The organism is Enterococcus sp. AZ170 (genome assembly GCF_050545135.1).
Taxonomy (GTDB): domain Bacteria; phylum Bacillota; class Bacilli; order Lactobacillales; family Enterococcaceae; genus Enterococcus_L; species Enterococcus_L ureilyticus.
Window position 1 is genome coordinate 1,239,882 of sequence record NZ_CP172947.1, and the last position, 21,429, is coordinate 1,261,310.

The window sequence follows — 21,429 nt, forward strand, 5'->3', positions numbered from 1 at the left end:
TAAATAAGAGGGAATGGTGAAATAGTGAGGGAGAAGTCTCTTGAGCCAACTCTCTATAAAAATGTGAGGAAGCTATATGAAAAAATATAAGGTGAATTTAAACGAAGCAGTTTTCTTATTAATAACATTATTATTGATGATTGGCATAAGTATTATTGGTTTTAGTATTCCTGCTCATGTCGCTATATTGCTTGCAATTGGCTATTTATTGTTATTTGCGGTGTATAAAAAATTTTCTTGGGATTTCATCCATAATGCGTTGATTGAAGGTGTTACTTCAGGCATTATTCCAATGCTGATTTTTATTTTGATTGGTGCGTTGATCAGTGTTTGGATCGCAGTAGGAACGATTCCCACGATCATGGTTTTAGGTTTTTCTTTCTTATCAGTCAAATTTTTTATTCCAACAGTTTTTATTGTTTGTGGTATTGTCGGTGGTGCTGTTGGTAGTTCTTTTACCACAATCTCAACGATTGGGATTGCCTTTTTAGGAATGGGTAGTTTAATTGGAATCGATCCTGCATTGACAACAGGTGCAATTGTTTCAGGAGCTTTTTTAGGCAATTCAATTTCACCGCTTTCTGATACAGTAAATTTAGCAGCAGCCATTTCAGAAGTCGATTTATTTGAACATTTGAAAAATACATATAAAACAGCAATTCCAGCTGCTGTACTTTCGTTCGGTTATTTTCTAATTATGGGATTACGCTATGAGGGTACTTTAGATAGTACAAGTATTCATGGCATTATAAATACATTAAATAATAATTTTACGATTTCCTTTGTCGAGATGATTCCTTTGGCGATCTTGTTCGTTTGTGCATGGAAAAAAATTCCTGCAATACCTACATTACTCTTAAGTATTTGCGTATCACTCATTTTGATGTTCTTCACAAGTACACACTTTTCATTTGTAGAAACAGCTGATATGATTCAAAATGGTTTTGTTTCTCATACCGGCAATATGCAAGTAGATGAGCTTCTTTCTAGAGGTGGGATTCAAAGTATGATGTGGTCTGTATCATTGATCATTTTGGCGTTAGCCTTAGGTGGATTATTAGTGGAAATGGAAATTATCGACTGTTTGCTTCAACGATTTGAAGCAGTGATTGATTCTCGGTATAAATTGATTTTCATTACAATGATGAGTTCGATCGGAATCAATGGACTGATTGGAGAACAGTATCTTTCAATCATTTTACCTGGGAAATCTTTTATCAATAAATTCAAAGAAAAACAAGTTCCATTGACTCAGCTATCTAGAGGCTTGAATGATGCAGGCTCTGTTGTAAATCCGTTGATTCCGTGGGGAGTGAGCGGAGTATTTATTTCAGGAACTTTAGAGATCACCACAATCAATTATCTACCTTATGCAGTTTTTTGCTATATTCTCCCGGTGCTGTCATTTTTAGTGACGTTGAGTAGCAAAAAAAAATCAAAAAGAAGCTAAAAAATACAACAGGATTCTTTTGCGGGAATCCTGTTGTATTTTTTTGATTCTAGGTGTAAACTACTCACCGAATGTTTTCAGTCCTTCACTATATAAGTAATCATCAATCTCTGAAATAGTCAAACTGTGAGTGATACCATAAATCACTATAGCATCCCAAGGATGTTTAGGGTAGAGTTGAGCATAGCCAGTTTTTTTCATTAATTCATTGGACTCTTCCAAGGTTAAGCCTAGACCAATCATTAAAGCAATGACTTTTTCTCTAGAAGGATTTCGTTTGCCATCAAAGTATTGATAGCCAGTTGCTTCTGCAATACCTGCTTTTTTAAGTACAGTACTTTTTGAAACGTGCTTCTCACTCAACCAATACGCTAGATAGGTTTTCAGTGTTTGATCAATGGTATATTGACGTGTTTCAGAAAAAATAGTATGAAAATCTTCGGCTTTTTTCAGTGAGTGTACTAGTTTATCTGTATCTTTCTCGTGCATATTTTTAATCCCCTAAAGTCAAACTAAATTGTGTTATATTCATTATACATCGATTTTAACAAAGATCGATCCTATTACAATGAATTTTTTGCTATAATTAAAAAGTAAATTGAAGCAATGGAGTGTAATCATGGAAAATAGCAATAATGAGTTAGCTCTTCGTTATAGAAAAATCGAACCTCTAACGGATAAATTAAATGGACCAGTTCTTGTTCGGAAAAATGATACCAACGAATTTTTTGTAAAAAAATGTTATCCGTTATATTTAGAAGAGCATTTAGATGCACTTCAAAAAATCGAACATCGTCATTTACCTAAAATTCAAGAAGTTGTGGTTCAAGACGGAAAGCTTTGGCTTTATGAAGAATTTGTCCAGGGAAAAACCTTGACCGATGTAATCCAGTCCTCTGAAACAATAGAAACAGACCAGATTTTAACGATAACGATGGCTGTTTTAGAAGCTTTAGGCGCCTTGCACAATAAAGGCTTAGTTCATCGAGATGTAAAACCTGGGAATATTATGATGACCAGTGAAGGAACTATTAAGCTAATCGATTTTGATGCTGTTCGGGCTGTTGATGGTGAAAAAGAAAGTGACACGGTCCAATTAGGAACTATGGGATTTGCCGCACCAGAACAATTTGGTTTTGCCGAGTCAGATGAACGGAGTGACCTGTATTCACTAGGGATTGTGATGAATATTTGCTCTGTAAAGGAGTATCCTAAAAAACAGCTGACGCAAGATCCCATGTTAAGAGGAGTCATTCGTAAAGCAACAAAACTAGAACCAGCAGAACGTTATCAGTCAGCTTTAGAAATGCATCAGGCACTTAGACAACAACGCTTGCGGCAAATAGCTGCCGCTAAACGAGCAAAGTCTCGTGCTGTTACTTTAGAAAAAGGCCCAATAAGAACGTACACCAATACCAGACCCAATACAAACAAATGGGATACGAACAACTATGTGAAACAGGTTACCAGTATCATCAGTCGTTGGTATGAAGTTATCGCAAGTTTTTTTAGAAAATATATTCCAGGCTTTCGAACAGAAGTCATGTGGAAGCGTGTAATTGCAATGGTTTGGTATGTATTTTTAATTATTGGGACGATAGGGAATGTATTGGAGCAACCGACAACAGGTTTGCGAATCCAATTATTTGTGGACTATCTTTTTATGTTTATCTTACCGATTATCTTGTTCACCAATTTTTTAGATTATCAAAGAAAACTGCCTCTATTTTCATCTGGTAATCGAGTTTACCGTTATATCGGTTATGGTTTGATCTTTTTATTTTGGCTTGTGCTCACAAAAGTTGGTTTAGAGCTTAATTCATTTATCTACAAACATTTCAATTAATATAAACTTATTCTGTCACGGATTTCTATGAGTCAAAAGACAGAATAAGTTTTTTTGTTCTCTGACTATGCAAAATGCATAAGATTATTCTGTGCTGATTGGGTATTATCAAGGTGTACCAACGGACTAAATAACAAAGGAGACAAAAAAATGAACGTGAAGAAAATTGTTTTGATCGGAGTCGGTATTTTAGTAGTAGGTGGTGTTCTAGTAAATATGGGATCTGATTCTAAAGAAGAAACAACGTCTAAAAAAGAAACAACAACAAGTACAGTTGTAAAAAAACAAGAATCAGAAGCACCTGCTCAAACGGATGCTGGTGATCTGGGGGATTATCACATTGCCATCAAAGAGCTGTCGTTTGCAAAAGATTATAATGGGGAAGATGTAGGTGTGATCGAGTATGAATTTACGAACAACAGTGATAAAAATGCGATGTTTTTAACATCGATCACAACGAAAGCTTTTCAAAATGGGATAGCGTTACAATTAGCAATTATGTCAGAATCAGGCTATGTCGATTCGATGACTGAAATCCAGCCAGGAGCAACATTGAATTTAAAAGTACCTTACAAATTAGCTGACATGACAACACCAATAGCTGTTGAAGCAACGAAACTATTTAGTGATAAAGTGAAGGTGACAAAAGAGTTTATCTTGGAATAAATGAAAAGAGTAAAAAGGGTTGAAAAAGGTGGTTCAGCTAGCTTTTCTTTAAGTAGAAAAGTATTAGTTTTTAGCTTCAAAGGGAGCAAAGGAATTGAGTACTATTCCTTATATATGGCCGTGTATTAGGTTGATTGGATCAGTTGCTGTTAAGATGTAGTTATTTGGTCCGAAATCAATTAGTCTTTGCTGCCTGACTGATTTGCCAAATACGAAAACAGCCAAAACCACAAAAAGTGAACGCTTGGAGTAAATCCAAACGTTCACTTTTTTTATTCTTCTGTTAGTGAATCAGGATGTTTTTCAGTAACCGAATGAATCGGTTTGACCTTTAAAATATCCAAAAAGAAGGTAAAAATTGGAATCCCAACAATCAGTCCCCAAACTCCAAATAAGCGTTCACTGATCAGTAAAATAACAAATGTATAAAAAATCGGTAGATCAGTTTTGCTAGACATAAATTTAGGATTCAATACATAAGACTCGAATAAGTGCACAACAATGATCACAATCAAAATATAAATCACATCATTGATGCCACCTTCAGAGTATGCAATGAAACTGAGTGGAATACAAGAAATGATCACACCTGCAACGGGAATCAGACTTAAAATAAAAATCATGATCGCTAAACTTGGTAATTGATGAAAGCCGATCAAGGCCAAACAAATAGTGGTAATTCCAGTATTGACAAGTGCAATAAAAAATTGGGCTTCCATCACGACACCAAATGTATTGACGAACTTATCAGCAAAAAAGTAAATATCTTTGAAAAACCAGTCGAAGTCACTTTTTAGAAACAACTTAGAAAACTCAGCCATTTGTTTTTTCTCGATCATAAAAAAGAAACTGAGGATAAACGAAAGGACAAAGGAAAGACCGATTGATCCAACATCTTGAACATAACGCAAAAGAATACTCGCACCATTTTGGATTTGAGACATTAGATTCGATTTTTCTAGATAGTTATCGATAATCACTAAAAATTGATTATGGTCATCCGTTGGTGTTTGATAAAAATGGATGACGGAATTGTACATTTGAACCGATTGATGAATCAAAACGGGAACGTATTTTGTGATAGCTAGATAAACTAAAAAAACAATCAAAAAATAAGTAGCTAAAACGATTATGATAGAGGGAATCTTTAAATATTGCTGCACAAATTTCACAAAATGAAGGGCCAAAAACGTAAAAATAAACGTTAATAGAATCATCGTGATCATACTTCTAGCTAAAAATAAAATAAAAATAATAACAGCCAAAACAAAAAAACGTCGTAACCGTTCATTTTGGATAAACTTTTCATAAATAGACACAGGCTTCGCTCCTTTAATACTTTACTTATTATCTTGTAAGATAACTATAATGCTTTTTCATAATTTAAGATAGCAGTTTTATCTATAATTCTAAAAAAATTATTTTTAATTCAAAAACTTAAAAAATTGTTCCCCTTTACAAAAAGAACTTATGTTCGTATAATTGGTTGTGAAGTAGAATAAGGAGAGGATAGCGATGATTTTTGATTATGAAAAAGAACCTAAAAGAGTGCTTTTTTGTATTGATGTAAAATCCTTTTATGCCTCAGTCGAATGTGTGGCTAGAGGCTATGACCCACTTGAAAAAATGTTAGTTGTGATGAGTCATGCTGAAAACACCGGCGGTCTTGTTCTGGCCTCTTCTCCAAAAGCAAAAGAAGTGCTAGGGATCACCAATGTAACAAGAAAATACGATGTACCCAATCATCCAGAATTAATGATCGTACCGCCACGAATGAATGAATATATCAAAGAAAATATGAAAATCAATGAGCTCTACAAAGAGTATGTTTCAAAAGAAGATTTACATATTTATTCGATCGATGAATCTTTTTTAGATGTAAGTGCTAGTTGGAAGTTGTTTGGTCAAACGCCAAAAGCTGTAGCTGAAATCATCCAACAAAGAATCAAAAAAGAGACAGGATTAGCCATCACAGTTGGAATCGGTGATAATCCTTTATTAGCCAAACTAGCGATGGATATTGAAGCGAAACATAATAAAGAACGGTTAGCTGAGTGGCATTATGAAGATGTTCCTGAAAAAGTCTGGACTATCGAATCAATGACGGATATGTGGGGAATCGGCCATCGATTAGCCAAACGTTTAAACAATTTAGGTATTCGTTCTGTGTATGATTTAGCTCATGCTGATGTAAATAGTCTCAAAAGGAATTTAGGAATCATTGGCGAACAGTTATATGCCCATGCGCATGGTATCGATCGTAGTCGTTTATCTGAAAAATACATACCAGAAGAACGTTCCTATAACAATTCTCAGATTTTGATGCGGGATTATATGAGACAAGATGAGATCGAAGTTGTGATCAGAGAGATGGCGGAACAAGTGGCAGCACGACTGAGAAAAGCCCATTGCCAGACAGAATGTGTTCATTTATCTGTGGGCTTTTCAAAAGCAGGTTCATCAGGTGGAACAGGGTTTTCAAGACAAATGAAGGTGCCTTTAACAAATAGCAGCAAGCTATTAATCGAATACTGTTTAACCATTTTTAGGCAGCATTGGCATGGAGAAGAGGTACGACATATTGGAATTACGTATTCCAAACTGAATTACAATACTTATGTACAGTTAGATTTATTTCATGAACCAGATGAGCAGATGAAAGAACTGAAATTAGACAAGTTAATCGATGATATCCGGCAGCGTTTTGGCTATGTTTCTTTGGTCCACGCAAGCTCAGTCTCATCTGGTGGTACAGCAATTTCAAGAGCATCGTTAGTTGGTGGACATGCAGGGGGAATGGAGGGCTTGCAATGAGTAAGGAGCGGGATTATTATTTTGAACAGTACCAAGATCGAAAAATGAAAAAGTGGGCTGGGTTTTATTTATCTGAGCATACTGCAATGATCGAACAAGAGCAAAAAAAGAAGACAGTTAAAAAGAAAACTCAAATGACTTGGTCTGAAATCGACGAAGTATTAGCTCAAGCATTTCAGAATCAGATCGAGATTACAATTCAAAAAGAAGAATTGGACAGCGAAGGAAATTACGGGGCAGATATCAAAGGAAGGATTCAAGGTCATGATGAGTTAGGGCTTTATGTAGATGGGCAAAAGATTGGGTATGATGAGATTCGTCATGTGCAGCTTAGTTAAAAAATAGCTAGGATAGAATTCTAGGTGTTCTATCCTAACCCATTTGGACTCAGCCTATTTCTATCAAGAAACAAAAAACAAATCGACTAGTGCTAATAGAAACATCATCAAAGAAATAAGCCCACAAATAATCAAGTGGCGGCGTTTATGCATCATTATGATTGCAATAAACTCTCTTAAAAAAGCATTTGGGAGGAAGTAAAAGGCAGTTTTTGCCCCGATTCCATCTGCTTTTAAATGCGCCATTTTTGCAAAAAGGCCTGCTCGGAATAGATGGAAATTATTAGTAGTGAAGATTGCTTTAAAGTTTGTTCCACCAAAGCTTGCTTCCATGATTTCTTTAGAAAATTTCATGTTTTCCAAAGTATTTTTAGAATTTGTTTCAACTAAAATATCTTTTTCTGGAATTCCTTTTTCAAGAGCATAATTTTTCATTGCGAGACTTTCTGCAATGTGTTCATCATCGCCTTTACCACCAGACATAAGAATTTTTGGCGGGTTTAAAGTAGCACGATCTTGCGCTTTGTAAAATTGAATGGCTTTTTCGATCCGTTTTCCTAAAAGTGGGGGAACTGTTTTTCCATCGATCAAGCCTGATCCTAACACAATAATAAAATCTTGTTCATAATTAGGCTGATTAAACTGATAAATAATCGAAATGGTTAAAAAGTTATAGAACACAATGAAAAAGTAAAACATAGAGAAAGGCAAAATACCAAATAATAATGAGGCCCATGAAGGCAAGATTCGTGAGGAGAAGTAGCTGAAAACCAGAAAGACGGTCAACCCAATCGCTAAAAGTAGTGTTAATAGATTTGCTAAGGAATGGCCTTCTTTTTTCATGACAACAATAGCATTCCAATATAAGAAAACCACTAAACCATAAAGACCAATCAATAAAAGCAAGATCAAGACAATACCAGTAATGCCCGCTAAAAGTATTAACAATGGATTAACTGTTCGAACTAACAAAGAGCCTAAATAAGTCATCCCAACAACCAAAAATAGATTGAATAATAAGCCGTTTACTAATCGGCGTTTTTCTTTAAAATAGCAAAAAAGAAAAAGGAATAAAAAGGTTGATGGAATCAAAAAATAATAGGTCTGAAGTTGAACTTCTAAATAGATAACATAAAAGATAAAGCAAAGTGAAAACCAAAGTAATTCATAAAATTTCCAGTTTGGTTTCAATTTTTTTCGACGCCATTTTGGAATCAAGAAGACACCAATCAAATACATAACACCAATAATAATACTAAAATAATTCCCCATAATAGAACTCCTTCAATAAATGATTTCACTACTAGTATAACGAAAAATGAACAAAAAAAATACTATGATGCGTATTTGATCATATTTAGGGAGGTTAGTTTAAAAAGAAACATTCTCCATATTAATAAAATAGAAGAATGTTTCTTTTTATTTATTTACAAGATCGAACGGGAATTGTTATGAAGAAGTGGGTCCCTTCTCCTCTTTCCGAAACTAATGAAAGGTGCCATTCATATTTTGCTACAATCGAAGTAACCGCAAATAAGCCTAGGCCAGTCCCTTCATCAGCTGACTTTGTGGTGAAGAAGGGTTCAAATATTTTTTCTTTTAAATCTGCCGGAATCCCTGGACCATTATCAGAGATTTCCAGTGTCACAAACTGATCGATATGATTGGTTCGATGACTGTCTTTTTTTAGTGTCTTAGTTAATTCTTCTGAAGCAGGAGACACATTGATCGCAATTTTTTGCGCCTTTTCTGAATTCTCTTTTGTTGCTTGATAGGCGTTAGTGATCAAGTTATAAATCAAATTTTGTAGATCCGTTTCTTCCAATTTAGTCGTGCCTAGATTTTCTTGAATAGAGAGAGAAAGTCTAACGTTTTTAGGAATGATTTCTCCTATTAGATGAGTAGCGACACCGATTGCAGCGGAAATATCGATCCATTCTTGTACGCTTTTTTGCGGCTTTGAAAACCGCAGCACATTTGAAGATAATTGCTTTCCTTTTTGAGCTGAATGTAAGATCTCTTCTAAATCTGCTTCTAATATAGGATCATCCTGATGTTCTTCCAACAATAATTGAGTGTTCCCAATAATCGGTGTTAAGAAATTATTCATATCATGAACGATTGACGTCGTCAGTAAACCGACCGTTTCCATTTTATTTCGTTGATAGAGTTCAAGTTCAAGCTGATGCTGCATTTTTTGTTGCTTCTGTTTTTCGATCAGCTTCCGATTTTCTGCTTCAATCGTTTCTTTTCTTCGGAAATTATGAATGAATAGTGAGCAAATAATAATTAATAATAATAATAAAACCAAAAGAAAGGATAGAACGATCACGAAATTTATAATATCATCATTTCGTTCATTATAATCAGCATTGATGGCAACCACCCAATGGGCTAAACCAACATCGATCCATTCAAAGGCACTGATTTTTAAAACTTCTGTAGGAGTATCTTCATCCCACCAATAAGATTTATAGGTCAATTTTCCCGAAGAATGGTTTAGTTGATATTTTTCTAAACGTTTTAAATCAGAATAATCAAAATCGGGGTAAAGTTTTTCTCGCCCGTTGATGATGTCTAACCCAACTTGTTGGGCTACAGGATGCATTACAACGGTCATTGATCGATCTTTAATCATAGGATACCCTTTATAATCTAGTTCAAAATCTTGAAGGAAATTTTTATAAAAGGCTTCCAAATTCAACGGTAAAATCAAATAACCATCGATTTGACCAGTCGTTGTTTTGATTTCTTGGTAAAAATTGACATAGGCTTTTTTATTGATAAAATAAGAGTCCCCGTTTTGCGCAGTTGGTTTATCGAGTAACTGTTTCAAAGACAAGTCATGACGAATGAATGGCCGAATCGTTTCGATATCTGCAATGTCGACCTGCTTTTTTTCAGTATCCCAATGAAAAGCATACAAGGGTGTACCGTCCGCTTCCATATAAAAAAGAACATTCGCTTCATTATTTAGCGAGTCAAAGAATGTATTTAAAGAAGAGCGGCTATTTTGTAAATAGGTCGCGGGATCATCACTATTTTTTAAATTGCCATCGATTGCTAAGTAATTAAGTGCTTGATGCCGATTTTTCATAGAAAGTTGGATCACTTTTCCAACATATTCCGTTGATTGCAGTAAAAAGTCCTGTCCGCTTTCCGTGGTTGTTTTGCGGATAACGGAAAAACCACGAATTGCAAAGAAAACGGATACAACAATAAAGACAATCATTGCTGAAATCATGATGTTTACAATTCTATTCGTTCGTTTCATTGGTATAGCTCCTTTTAAAAGTCTGTTCATATCATAACAAGTTCATGTTGAAATTTAAAGATAATTCGGCTATTGTATAGATAATGGCAAAAGAATAAAGAGGTGTAGACGTTGCGAAACGAAAAAATTTTAGTGGTAGACGATGATGCTGCAATTCGCCGTTTGATTTGGAAGTCGCTTCAGTCAACGGGATTATTGGTGTATCAAAGTGATACGATTGAAAAAACATTAGACATCATGGATCGAGTGGAATTTCAATTGTTTCTTTTGGATGTCAGCTTAGAACATGAAAATGATGGATATCATTTAGCTCAATTGATTAGGGAACGGCAACCTTTGACACCGATTATATTTGTTAGCGGGAAAAAAAGCGAGCAGGATATTATCAGTGGTCTAGAATCAGGAGGAGATGTGTATCTTTCTAAACCTTTTGCCCCAGATGTTTTACGCGCCCAAGTTATCAGTACCTTGAACCGAACAGAACAGCTATTGACACTAAGTCAACATCGTGATGAAACGATGTTGAAAGAAGGCATCTTTTCATTTGATAAACATCAATATCAATTTTGTAAAAATAGTGAAATAGTGAATATGACGTCTAAAGAAATCATGATGATTTTGTTCTTTATGGAAAATCCGTATCAAGTATTTAGTAAAGAACAGATTTATGCAAGTGTTTGGAGTGATGGGGATATGGATAAAAATCTCATCACTGTTTATATTAATTATCTAAGAAATAAAATCGAAGACGATCCTAAAAAGCCCCAATATTTACAGACAGTGTGGGGGATCGGCTATCTATTCAATCCACAAGGAAAAGAAGCTGGAAGTAGTGTCTAGTTTTTAAGTATGTAAAGCTTAAACTAAACCTTCTAAGCGGGCAAAAAAGAAACTTAAGGCTAGTAAGTCAGCAGCTCCGCCAGGACTTAGGTTGTCTTGTATTAATTTTTGATCAAAGAAAATCAGTAATTTTTCTAGTTCTTCCACAGAATTATCGGCAGCAAACAAGTTGAGGAGATCCGCAGCTTGTTTTTTGACGTTTTGCCAAGCTGAAATGCCACCTCGGTTGATCACGTTAGAGTCTTCGGTGGTAGCCATTAAATGCAGTAGTAATAACAAGAACATTACTCTTGTTGAGTGTCTTTGGCATTGTCTTAGAAATGGCAGAGCAATCGTTTTGAGTGAAGGGTATCCAGCTTCGGCTTCTCCTCTAATGCCAGTGATCCCATAGTCTAAATAAAGTTTTTCTCCATAACTCAACTGCTTTTTGTTTGTTAAGTCAGCAAAATCTTTGGCAAGTAAGCCGGTTGTCATATGCTTTACATACGCTAAAATGTCCGTAGTGTTTTGCTCAGAAAAGGGAACCGTTAATTGGTGTTCTTGCATCATTTTTCCAGTGGCACTTAAAAGCAGTGCAAAAGAAAAATTTGCTCCTTTATGAGTGTTGATTCCTTTGGTTTTGATCAGCATCATTTTTTCAGCTTGTTGTCCTAGCATTCGGACCTTTTCAAATAAGTCAACAGGCGTTCCTTCATGAGTGAAGCCCAGTTGGACGTATTCAGTAAAAAAAGGTGCAAGAGCGATGCTGCTATCGATAAAGGTTAAATAATTCATATCTTTATGTGCACCACAGCTTACCGGATCGACTAAACCTGGTTTTGGAGATAGAGTGGCTTCATACAACAATGCTTGTAAAGCAAATTCACCGATCAGCTGTGGATTTGTTTTTTTAGTTAGCTGTTTCATGTAAGTGTTTTTCCATTTCTTTAATAATGAATGTTTGAGAATAGTCTAGATGCTCAGTAATCAATTGCTTTAGTTGTTCTTCTTCTTGGTTCATCATGCATTGATAAATCAACCAATGTTCATTTAGCGCCTTATCTCTTCGATCTTTTGAGCGAATGGAAATATCTCGGAAATAGACAAGGTACTCTCGCAACTTCATAACAATCGATTTTAATCGCAACATTTTGCTTTTTTCATAGATCAGCTCATTAAAATCAGAAAATTTTTGCAGTACTTGGTCGATTTCATTTGCTTCATTTAAACGCTCTGTTTCTTCCAGCAGTGCTTTCAATTCATCAAAATCTTCTGGAGACATCTCTTTCATTGCAGTGATGGTGGCTAAAACATCTAGAGACTTTCTGATTGCATAAATTTCGGTTGCATCATTCAGTGAGATGCCACGAACAATAATCCCTACCCCTCGAACATGATCAACTAATCCTTCTTCAACAAGTTTTTGTAAGGCGTAACGAATCGGCGTACGACTGATATTCATCACTTCGGAAAATTCTTTTTCGTTGATTCGTTGTCCAGCAGGAATTTCTCCTAGAATGATCGTTTTTCTAAAGGCTTTGTACACGAGTTCTTTTAAAGGTTCATTCAGACTTAAATCTAAATTTTTTCCAACAGCTTCTGATATAGTACTCATTGGATCACTCCTTTGCACGTTGATAATAGAAAAGATAAATGAATCTTTTCATTCTGTATTGCTAAGAATCAGCTAAAAAATATAAGAAAAACTTCTACTTAAACAGAAAATCGCACAAGCCATTTTAAGGATTGTGCGATTTTCAAAGGTCACATGTTATTGCGGAATATAAAGTGGCATATGGCCAGTTAGCACAATTGTTACAACAAAGATAATGAAAATCCCCAATGCCCATTTTGCAGATTCTTTTTGCCATTGCCCCATATCTAAACCTGTTAAACGAAGTAATAGGTAGATGAAGGCAACTAAAGGACTTAACAAGTGGAATGCTTGCCCCATCAATGAAGCCAATGCCATCTGCATATCGGTGAATCCATAAGCACGTCCAGCTTCTGCTAAAACAGGTAAGACCCCAAAGTAGAACCCATCATTTGAAATAAAGAAGGTACCAGGAGCTGAAATCAATGCGATGACTAAGCCCCAGAAGCCCGCCAATTGATTTGGAATGATTTTTGTGAAACTTTGAGCTAATGCATCTGCCATACCAGTTCCTTGGAAAAGGCCCATAAAGACCCCTGCTGCGAAAACTAGAATAACAACTTGAACAGCGTCGCCGCCATTTGCGCCGATCCGTTTAGACTGATCTTTTAAGACTGGGTAATTGACCATCAAAGCAACAACTGTCCCGGTTAAGAATAAGAACAACGGGGGTAAGCCAAGACCGACGAATGAATCAGTGACCAACAACGCAATCAATGAAATCGTTAGAATAGCATTGAATAGCCAAATTTTAGGACGGCGAATCGCCAATGTTTCTTCGTCCGTTACAGTTGTCATGGCATCGATTTCTGCATCAGTTAGCTGTTTGATCCCAAGACGAGCTCGTTCTTTTCTACCCATAGAAGGTGCTACGATGAAAATCACATAAAGTAGAGCAAGGATCATTCCAGGAATTAAGTAAGCTAAAATTTCAGCACCAACATTCAACACACTCATTGCACGAGCAGTTGGTCCACCCCAAGGAAGCAAGTTCATGATCGTATTTTGTAAAATAACCAAAACACCTAAATTCATCAATTTCATATCTAACTTTTTATAGATAGGAATAAAAGCAGAACAGCAAATCAAGGTTGTAGTTGTGCCATCGCCATTAAGAGAAACAGCTGCTGCAACAACAGCCGTCGCGATCAATACTTTCATCGGATCGCCTTTTGCAATGTGGATCATCTTCTTAGTGATTGGGTCAAATAACCCCGCATCCAACATAATTGAAAAATAAAGAATGGCAAACAATAACATAATACCCGTGGTGGATGTTGTTTTGATTCCTTCCATAACAAAGTCTCCGATAGATCCTTTATTAGAAACACCAGCAAACATTGCAATCAGAGCAAAAATCAGTGGAATCAAAACCAAAGCTGTAAACGGTGACATTTTCTTTTTCATGATGACGAACATAAAGACGATGATCATCACATAAGATAAAACAGTTAATAACATTTTTTTCTCTCCTTCAACACTAAATTCGTTTTCCAAAACAATCGGGCGTCTCTTTGGATGTGTTGGATCAATAGAAAAATAACAATAAGGTAATGCTAGAAAGCCCTTTCTTGTTTCGTTTAACAATGTTTAGTTTAAGCGAAGAAAGTTTAGATAAATAGATGAAGAGGGGAAAAAGAACACCAAAAAAACACAAATGAGAGCGGTTTCTTAAAGAGATGTTAATAAGATGTTAATAAATCCTTAAATGCTTATAAACGTTGTTATATCAACGTTTTTGTATGTTTTAAATGGATAGAGAGGAGAAGGAACAGCGAAAGAACAATTTCTGGTTGAAGAATTCATTTTATTGTAATCGTTTTTACCTATAATGAATTCATAAACAGAAAGGATGTGAGTTCATGGGTCTATTTGAACGGCTGTTTAATAAAGAAAAGACGGAAATAAAAAAAGATGAAGTACCACTTTTTCCTACTATAGAAGAACAGAATGAATGGCAGGAAGTTGCTGGCTACATTCCAATAGAAGGAGGAGAGTATCAATTAGTTTCGATAATTGCAACAGCAATTGCGGCTGGAGAACAGCCTGAAAGTAAATTTGTTATTAAACGCATTTCAAAAAGAAATCCAGAAGCACAACTGGTTTCTGTGATCGCTACCAGTATTGCAGCAGCTGATCACGCACAGAGTCAGTTTGTCATTCGATCAATCAAGGAAAACAAAATGAAGTAGAGTTTGGATGACTTGACGGTTTTGACTAGTTTTTTGGAAAAAATAAAAATTGAATGTGATAAAAAGCATCACCGTCAATTTTAGCTATTTTTCAGTCAGAGCAGAATGAGCATACTACACTTTTATGTTATCTAGTTTCACGGGCTAGTCTCTCGGAAAAAAGATAAAATCTGCCTGTGACAAAAAGCGTCACAAACATATTTTTCTATTTTTCAGTCGAGCCTGGACGAGCCTGCTACACTTTTATGTTATCTAGTTTCATGGGCTAGTCTCTCGGAAAAAAGATAAAATCTGCCTGTGACAAAAAGCGTCACAAACATATTTTTCTATTTTTCAGTCGAGCCTGGACGAGCCTGCTACACTTTTAATTTTAGGAGGAGAAAAAATGTTACGTAAGTTTAAAATCGCAATTGATGGAAAAGAGTATTTAGTAGAGATGGAAGAAATTGGCGGTGTACCACAAGCGCCAGTTGCAACGCCAACGGCACCAGCAGCACCTGTGGTAGAAGCAGTACCAACAACACCAGCACCTGCGCCGGGCGAGCAAGCAGCACCTACAGTAAGCACACCAGCCGGAAGTGATGCAATGCCATCACCGATGCCTGGAACAATCTTAAAAATTTTGGTAAATATTGGTGATACGGTTCAAGAAAATCAACCATTAATGATTCTTGAAGCGATGAAAATGGAGAATGAAATCGTAGCTGGCAAAGCTGGAACAGTTACGGGAATTCATGTGCAACAAGGTGATATGGTCAATCCAGGAGAACCGCTTATTACAATCAATTAAATAAGAAAAAAGTAATTTAATTTTAAAAGAGGAAGTGACGTTTGTGGAGACATTAATTGAAGGCGTAGTGGGAATGGGACAGGAGCCTGGTCGTATTGTAATGATGGTGATTGGTGGGATCTTGATGTACTTAGGTATCAAAAAAGAGTACGAACCGACTTTACTTGTGCCTATGGGATTAGGAACGATTTTAGTCAATTTTCCTAATTCCGGTGTACTAAGTGCTGGCGGAGAAGCCGGTCCCTTTCAGGTGTTGTTTGACATGGGAATTTCGACGGAGTTATTTCCACTATTACTATTTATCGGAATTGGCGCTATGATCGATTTTGGACCATTATTACAAAATCCATTTTTATTATTGTTTGGTGCAGCTGCGCAATTCGGGATTTTCTTTACGATTATTGCAGCAGTATTATTGGGCTTCGATTTAAATGACGCAGCTTCTATTGGAATTATTGGAGCAGCAGATGGTCCAACATCTATCTTCGTTGCAAATACATTGAATTCGAAATATATGGGCGCAATTATGGTGGCAGCTTATTCTTATATGGCCTTGGTTCCTATTATTCAACCAGTGGCAATTAAGGCCGTTACAACGAAAAAGGAACGCCAAATCCGTATGACGTATCGTGCGGGTGAAGTATCACAAACAGCGAAAATTTTATTTCCAATCGTAATTACGGTTGTTGCTGGATTGGTGGCACCAGTTTCGCTTCCGCTAGTTGGCTTCTTAATGTTTGGGAACTTGCTGCGTGAATGTGGCGTCTTAGATCGTTTATCTGTGACAGCTCAAAATGAGCTAGTAAACATCATCAGTATTGTGTTAGGGTTAGCAATTTCAGTAAAAATGCAGTACGAAGAATTCTTACAAGTTGATACCTTGATGGTCATTGGACTTGGGTTAGTTGCTTTTGTAATGGATTCTGTTGGCGGTGTCTTATTTGCGAAATTATTAAATCTGTTTAGAAAAGAAAAAATCAATCCGATGATTGGTGCAGCAGGAATTTCAGCGTTTCCAATGTCCAGCCGAGTGATTCAAAAAATGGCAACGGACGAAGACCCGCAGAACTTTATTTTAATGCATGCAGCAGGTGCTAATGTATCTGGACAAATCGCATCCGTTATTGCGGGCGGTTTATTATTGGCATTACTTGCGTAGGATTTTGATAGCATAGGAAGAAAGGAGCTTGGCTTATGTCAGCTGATTTACTAAAATCATTTGAACTGTTGGTTTTTGGGTGGGGTGGCGTGTTTGTTGTCATTTTTGTGATTTACTTTGCGTCGCTTGTGTTAAGTAAAGTATTTCCACCGAATAAATAGGAAGTGATACGGAATGAATATCAGAAGAATTTGGCTTGATCGAGATCAGAGGGGAAGGCAGCAGTGGTCAGATTTTCTAACTAGGGCTGATCTAATACCTGATGATCATCTAGACTATACGATCGGTATCTATGATCAGGAGAAGCTTATTGGAACAGGCTCGATTTTTCAAAATATTTTGAAATGCATTGCAATCGACTTCTCTTATCAAAATGAAAATTTACTTTCTAAAATTGTTCAAGTATTACGAGAACGGTTGCAGGAAATGGGGTATCAGCATTATTTTTTGTATACCAAACCAAAAAACAGTCAGTTGTTTCAATCTTTAGGCTTTGCTGAAATTGCGGCAACAGCTGAACTGGTTTTTATGGAGCAAGGCTTTCCTGACTTTGAAGACTATTTAGCGGAACTTAAAAAGCATCAGCGAATGACAAAGTACAATGCAGCAATTGTAATGAATGCCAATCCATTTACAAAGGGTCATTTATACTTAGTTACAGAGGCCGCTAAACGTGCTGAGACGGTTTATCTCTTTGTTTTGTCTGAGGAGCGCTCTCTGTTTGATGCAAAGACTCGTTTTGAACTGGTAAAAGAAGGAGTCAGTCATTTATCAAACGTTGTTGTTTTACCAACAAGAGAATACATGGTATCCAGTGCAACTTTTCCATCTTATTTTTTGAAAGATCAAGCGAAAGCTAATATTGCGCAAGTTCAAGCTGTTTTGGATGCTACTTTATTTAAAGAAAAGATTGCTTCTGCTTTATCGATTACAACTAGATTTGTTGGAGAAGAGCCATTTTCAGAGGTAACAGAGATTTATAATCAGGCAATGAAAAAGACTTTTGGTTCTCAGCTGAAGCTAGTTATTTTACCAAGAAAACGAATTGGTGAAGAAGTTATCAGTGCTACTAGAGTGCGAGCTTTGATGGAACAGGAACTTTATACAGCGATCAAGCCCCTTGTTCCGCCTAAAACTTTTGAAGAAATAATCAAACAAAAAAATAAGTAATGAGGTGTATATTTTGGAAATCAAACAAAACGCATCTGCTGGTACAACTGAATCAAGTGATATCATGATTACAATTGGAAAAAACAGCGGACAAGGAATTCTAATTGAATTAGACAGTAGTGTTGAAAAGCAATTTGGTCGTCAAATTCGTGAAAAAATACAAGAAACTTTAACTAATTTGTCAGTTACGGATGCGAAGGTTCAGGCAATTGATAAGGGAGCATTGGATTGTACAATTCAAGCTCGAACGGTGGCAGCTGTTTATCGCGCTACTGGTGAAGAAAATGTAGACTGGCAGGTGTTAAATACATGGAACGTTTAAGAAGAACGATGATGTTTGTACCTGGAGCGAATGCTTCAATGTTAAGAGACGCCACTTTATATGGCGCTGATTCGTTGATGTTTGACCTTGAAGATGCGGTTTCATTAAAAGAAAAAGATAGCGCCCGTTTACTTGTCTATCATGCCTTGAGAACATTTGATTATTCTTCTGTAGAAACTGTTGTTCGAATCAACGGATTAGATACAGTAGGGAGACAAGACGTTGAAGCGATGGTTTTAGCAGGTGTTGATGTGATTCGTTTACCTAAAACAGAAACTGCTCAAGATATTGTGGATGTAGAGACAGTTATGACTGAAATGGAAACAAAATATGGAATCGCTGTTGGCACCACGAAAATGATGGCGGCAATCGAGTCAGCAGAGGGTGTTTTAAATGCTCGAGAGATTGCTCAGGCAAGTGATCGCTTGATCGGTATTGCGCTTGGAGCCGAGGATTATGTAACAAATATGAAAACACATCGTTATCCAGATGGACAAGAATTATTTTTTGCCCGTAGTTTTATTTTACATTCAGCTAGAGCTGCCGGAATTGCAGCAATTGACACTGTTTATTCAAATGTAGAGAATACAGAAGGTTTCTTAGCAGAAGTTGAATTAATCAAACAATTAGGCTTTGATGGAAAATCAGTCATTAATCCACGTCAAATACCATTGGTAAATAGTGTCTATGAGCCGACTGAAAAAGAAATCCAACATGCAAAAGAAGTAATTTGGGGAATTCGTGAAGCCGAAGCAAAAGGCTCAGGCGTGATTTCAGTGAACGGAAAAATGGTCGATAAACCAATTGTTGAACGTGCAGAGCGAGTAATTGCTTTAGCCATTGCAGCAAAATTAATTTCTGAGGAGGAAGTCTAAAATGAAAAATAATGTAGGCAAAGAAATTCCAGATAATTATGCTGAGCAATACGGTTTATTTAAAGGTGAACTAGCGAATATTCAGGAGTACAAAGAATCTAGCCGCACAATCAATCCTGTCAGACCAAGGGATACAAAGCTATTAGGAAGTTTAAAAGAAGCGATTAAAAAAACAGGATTAAAAGATGGGATGACGATTTCTTTCCATCATCATTTCAGAGAAGGCGATTTTGTGATGAACATGGTATTAAAGGAAATCGCAGCGATAGGCATCAAAAATCTATCAATTGCGCCAAGTTCGATTGCCAATGTTCATGAACCATTGATCGACCATATCAAAAATGGAGTGGTAACAAATATTACCTCTAGTGGGTTACGTGATAAAGTTGGTGCTGCGATTTCTGAAGGTATCATGGAAAACCCTGTTGTGATCAGATCTCATGGTGGTCGTGCGAGAGCGATTGCTACGGGTGATATCCATATTGATGTGGCTTTTCTTGGCGCACCAAGTTCAGATGCCTATGGCAATGTAAATGGAACCAAAGGCAAAGCAACATGTGGTTCATTAGGCTATGCAATGATCGATGCGAAGTATGCAGATCAAGTAGTAGTCATTACAGATAGCTTGATGCCCTATCCCAACACACCAATCAGTATCCCACAAACCGATGTGGATTTTGTTGTAGAAGTTGATGCGATCGGTGATCCTGATGGGATTGCTAAAGGAGCTACTCGTTTTACAAAGAATCCAAAAGAACTCTTGATTGCGGAATACGCAGCGAAAGTTATCACACATTCGCCTTACTATAAAAATGGCTTCTCTTTCCAAACGGGAACTGGCGGTGCAGCATTAGCTGTATCTAGATTTTTGAAAGAAGCCATGATCAAAGATGGGATTACTGCTAGTTTTGCTTTAGGTGGTATCACGAACGCAATGGTTGAATTATTAGAAGAAGGACTCGTTGAAAAAATCATCGATGTCCAAGATTTTGATCATCCTTCTGCTGTTTCTTTAGGTAAGAATGAGAATCACTACGAAATCGATGCAAATATGTATGCTTCACCATTAAGTAAGGGCTCTGTCATCAATCAATTAGATACTGCAATTCTTTCAGCGTTAGAAATCGATACGAATTTTAATGTGAACGTGATTACTGGATCAGATGGTATAATTCGTGGCGCATCTGGCGGACATTCAGATACAAGTGCGGCTTGCAAAATGAGTTTAGTGATTGCACCATTGATCAGAGGAAGAATTCCGACAATCGTTGAAGAAGTAAATACAGTTGTAACGCCAGGTAGTAGTATTGATGTGGTGGTGACAGAAGTTGGGATTGCCATCAATCCAGAAAGACAAGACTTAGTAGAACACTTTAAAGCACTAGATGTTCCACAATTAACAATGAAAGAACTTCAAGAAAAAGCCTATAGTATTGTAGATAAACCAGATGCCATCAAATATGGCGATAAAGTCGTTGCCTTGATCGAATATCGTGATGGGTCAATTATCGATGTGGTCAGAAATGTCTGAAACCTACTTAAAGGGAGAAACGATTACACTGATAGACATGCTGAACGCTCGAGATAAGCGAGTAACTATTCAGCGAGAACTTTTACAAAAGCATCCTGCTTGTGTTTTATTAAGTGCTACCATGAATATTCCTGGACCTATAAAGACGAACGAGCGGCTAAGACATATCTTCTTAACTGTCATTAAAGAGATCAATGCTCTTTTTCCTCCTGAAAAAATAGTCGCTCGCAATCACAGAGAGCTGAAAACAGGTTCAGAATATTATTTAGTCCTTGATGAAACATCTGAAGAGTTGAAGAAAAAACTAATTGAGATTGAAGAAAGGCATGTCTATGGTCGCTTAATGGATTTAGATGTCGTTTATCTAAAGGACAAAATCTTACGTTCTGTCAGTCGTACCGAACTAAATCACAAACCAAGGACTTGTTTCATTTGTGAAGCAGAAGCGAAAGTTTGTGGAAGACAAAGACAGCATAGCCTAACAGAAATGCAACAAGCAATCAGTCAACTAATGAGAAAGGAAGGATGA

22 protein-coding genes are annotated in these 21,429 nt (G+C 36.6%); 15 read left to right on the forward strand and 7 right to left on the reverse strand.

Going from position 1 to position 21,429, the window contains the following annotated elements:
• Nucleotides 1-76: 76 nt before the first annotated feature.
• Nucleotides 77-1,450 (forward strand): Na+/H+ antiporter NhaC, encoded by a 1,374-nt coding sequence (gene nhaC / locus IGJ55_RS05980; protein ID WP_430607725.1) that lies wholly within the window; start codon nucleotides 77-79, stop codon nucleotides 1,448-1,450.
• Nucleotides 1,451-1,510: 60 nt separating this feature from the next.
• On the opposite strand, the gene IGJ55_RS05985 is transcribed toward nhaC, so the two are convergent.
• Nucleotides 1,511-1,939, reverse strand: coding sequence for a helix-turn-helix domain-containing protein (locus IGJ55_RS05985; RefSeq protein WP_430607727.1), 429 nt, complete (start codon nucleotides 1,937-1,939; stop codon nucleotides 1,511-1,513).
• A 130-nt stretch (nucleotides 1,940-2,069) separates the two neighbouring features.
• On the opposite strand from IGJ55_RS05985, the gene IGJ55_RS05990 reads away from it, so the two are divergent.
• Both IGJ55_RS05990 and IGJ55_RS05995 read left to right on the forward strand, forming a co-directional pair.
• The gene (locus IGJ55_RS05990; protein WP_430607729.1) at nucleotides 2,070-3,296 is read left to right on the forward strand and encodes a serine/threonine protein kinase; all 1,227 of its coding nucleotides are present in this window, start codon (nucleotides 2,070-2,072) and stop codon (nucleotides 3,294-3,296) included.
• A gap of 150 nt (nucleotides 3,297-3,446) precedes the next feature.
• Nucleotides 3,447-3,962: a DUF5067 domain-containing protein gene (locus tag IGJ55_RS05995; protein WP_069638706.1), complete on the forward strand. Its 516-nt coding sequence runs from the start codon at nucleotides 3,447-3,449 to the stop codon at nucleotides 3,960-3,962.
• A gap of 272 nt (nucleotides 3,963-4,234) precedes the next feature.
• On the opposite strand, the gene IGJ55_RS06000 is transcribed toward IGJ55_RS05995, so the two are convergent.
• A complete protein-coding gene (locus IGJ55_RS06000; protein WP_069638705.1) occupies nucleotides 4,235-5,281 on the reverse strand; it encodes an AI-2E family transporter in 1,047 nt (348 codons plus the stop codon).
• 196 nt (nucleotides 5,282-5,477) lie between these two features.
• On the opposite strand from IGJ55_RS06000, the gene IGJ55_RS06005 reads away from it, so the two are divergent.
• Both IGJ55_RS06005 and IGJ55_RS06010 read left to right on the forward strand, forming a co-directional pair.
• Nucleotides 5,478-6,776 carry a Y-family DNA polymerase gene (locus tag IGJ55_RS06005; protein WP_429950746.1) on the forward strand — a complete coding sequence of 433 codons (1,299 nt, stop codon included), beginning with the start codon at nucleotides 5,478-5,480 and terminating at the stop codon, nucleotides 6,774-6,776.
• Nucleotides 6,773-7,114: a hypothetical protein gene (locus IGJ55_RS06010; protein ID WP_430607731.1), complete on the forward strand. Its 342-nt coding sequence runs from the start codon at nucleotides 6,773-6,775 to the stop codon at nucleotides 7,112-7,114. The genes IGJ55_RS06005 and IGJ55_RS06010 overlap by 4 nt, the downstream gene beginning before the upstream one ends.
• Nucleotides 7,115-7,177: 63 nt before the next feature.
• Here IGJ55_RS06010 and IGJ55_RS06015 read toward each other — a convergent pair whose 3' ends face one another.
• Together IGJ55_RS06015 and IGJ55_RS06020 are read right to left on the reverse strand one after the other, a co-directional pair.
• Complete coding sequence (locus IGJ55_RS06015; RefSeq protein ID WP_429950748.1) at nucleotides 7,178-8,386, reverse strand: YdcF family protein; 1,209 nt, start codon at nucleotides 8,384-8,386, stop codon at nucleotides 7,178-7,180.
• 151 nt (nucleotides 8,387-8,537) lie between these two features.
• Nucleotides 8,538-10,388: a sensor histidine kinase gene (locus IGJ55_RS06020; protein WP_429950749.1), complete on the reverse strand. Its 1,851-nt coding sequence runs from the start codon at nucleotides 10,386-10,388 to the stop codon at nucleotides 8,538-8,540.
• A gap of 111 nt (nucleotides 10,389-10,499) precedes the next feature.
• Here IGJ55_RS06020 and IGJ55_RS06025 point away from each other — a divergent pair, with 111 nt between their 5' ends.
• Nucleotides 10,500-11,228, forward strand: coding sequence for a response regulator transcription factor (locus IGJ55_RS06025; protein WP_069638700.1), 729 nt, complete (start codon nucleotides 10,500-10,502; stop codon nucleotides 11,226-11,228).
• 18 nt (nucleotides 11,229-11,246) lie between these two features.
• Here IGJ55_RS06025 and citG read toward each other — a convergent pair whose 3' ends face one another.
• From citG to IGJ55_RS06040, 3 genes are all read right to left on the reverse strand, one after another.
• Nucleotides 11,247-12,134 (reverse strand): triphosphoribosyl-dephospho-CoA synthase CitG, encoded by an 888-nt coding sequence (citG, locus tag IGJ55_RS06030; protein WP_429950751.1) that lies wholly within the window; start codon nucleotides 12,132-12,134, stop codon nucleotides 11,247-11,249.
• Nucleotides 12,118-12,822 carry a GntR family transcriptional regulator gene (locus IGJ55_RS06035; protein WP_069638698.1) on the reverse strand — a complete coding sequence of 235 codons (705 nt, stop codon included), beginning with the start codon at nucleotides 12,820-12,822 and terminating at the stop codon, nucleotides 12,118-12,120. Before IGJ55_RS06035 ends, citG begins: the two co-directional genes overlap by 17 nt.
• 156 nt (nucleotides 12,823-12,978) lie before the next feature.
• Nucleotides 12,979-14,322, reverse strand: coding sequence for a CitMHS family transporter (locus tag IGJ55_RS06040; protein WP_069638697.1), 1,344 nt, complete (start codon nucleotides 14,320-14,322; stop codon nucleotides 12,979-12,981).
• A gap of 401 nt (nucleotides 14,323-14,723) precedes the next feature.
• Here IGJ55_RS06040 and IGJ55_RS06045 point away from each other — a divergent pair, with 401 nt between their 5' ends.
• The 9 genes from IGJ55_RS06045 to citX all read left to right on the forward strand — a co-directional run bounded on the left by IGJ55_RS06045 (nucleotide 14,724) and on the right by citX (nucleotide 21,429).
• Nucleotides 14,724-15,053 (forward strand): hypothetical protein, encoded by a 330-nt coding sequence (locus tag IGJ55_RS06045; RefSeq protein WP_429950753.1) that lies wholly within the window; start codon nucleotides 14,724-14,726, stop codon nucleotides 15,051-15,053.
• A gap of 385 nt (nucleotides 15,054-15,438) precedes the next feature.
• Nucleotides 15,439-15,843, forward strand: coding sequence for an acetyl-CoA carboxylase biotin carboxyl carrier protein subunit (locus IGJ55_RS06050; RefSeq protein ID WP_429950755.1), 405 nt, complete (start codon nucleotides 15,439-15,441; stop codon nucleotides 15,841-15,843).
• A gap of 43 nt (nucleotides 15,844-15,886) precedes the next feature.
• Nucleotides 15,887-17,002, forward strand: coding sequence for a sodium ion-translocating decarboxylase subunit beta (locus IGJ55_RS06055; RefSeq protein WP_010764492.1), 1,116 nt, complete (start codon nucleotides 15,887-15,889; stop codon nucleotides 17,000-17,002).
• A 35-nt stretch (nucleotides 17,003-17,037) separates the two neighbouring features.
• The gene (locus tag IGJ55_RS06060) at nucleotides 17,038-17,163 is read left to right on the forward strand and encodes an OadG-related small transporter subunit (protein WP_429950757.1); all 126 of its coding nucleotides are present in this window, start codon (nucleotides 17,038-17,040) and stop codon (nucleotides 17,161-17,163) included.
• Between the two features lie 13 nt (nucleotides 17,164-17,176).
• Nucleotides 17,177-18,172 (forward strand): [citrate (pro-3S)-lyase] ligase, encoded by a 996-nt coding sequence (citC, locus tag IGJ55_RS06065; RefSeq protein ID WP_429950759.1) that lies wholly within the window; start codon nucleotides 17,177-17,179, stop codon nucleotides 18,170-18,172.
• Between the two features lie 13 nt (nucleotides 18,173-18,185).
• Nucleotides 18,186-18,494, forward strand: coding sequence for a citrate lyase acyl carrier protein (gene citD / locus IGJ55_RS06070; protein ID WP_069638693.1), 309 nt, complete (start codon nucleotides 18,186-18,188; stop codon nucleotides 18,492-18,494).
• Nucleotides 18,482-19,369, forward strand: a complete 888-nt coding sequence (gene citE, locus IGJ55_RS06075) for a citrate (pro-3S)-lyase subunit beta (RefSeq protein ID WP_430607736.1) — start codon at nucleotides 18,482-18,484, stop codon at nucleotides 19,367-19,369. Before citD ends, citE begins: the two co-directional genes overlap by 13 nt.
• A gap of 1 nt (nucleotide 19,370) precedes the next feature.
• The gene (citF, locus tag IGJ55_RS06080) at nucleotides 19,371-20,900 is read left to right on the forward strand and encodes a citrate lyase subunit alpha (protein ID WP_429950761.1); all 1,530 of its coding nucleotides are present in this window, start codon (nucleotides 19,371-19,373) and stop codon (nucleotides 20,898-20,900) included.
• Nucleotides 20,893-21,429, forward strand: coding sequence for a citrate lyase holo-[acyl-carrier protein] synthase (citX, locus tag IGJ55_RS06085; protein WP_429950763.1), 537 nt, complete (start codon nucleotides 20,893-20,895; stop codon nucleotides 21,427-21,429). The genes citF and citX overlap by 8 nt, the downstream gene beginning before the upstream one ends.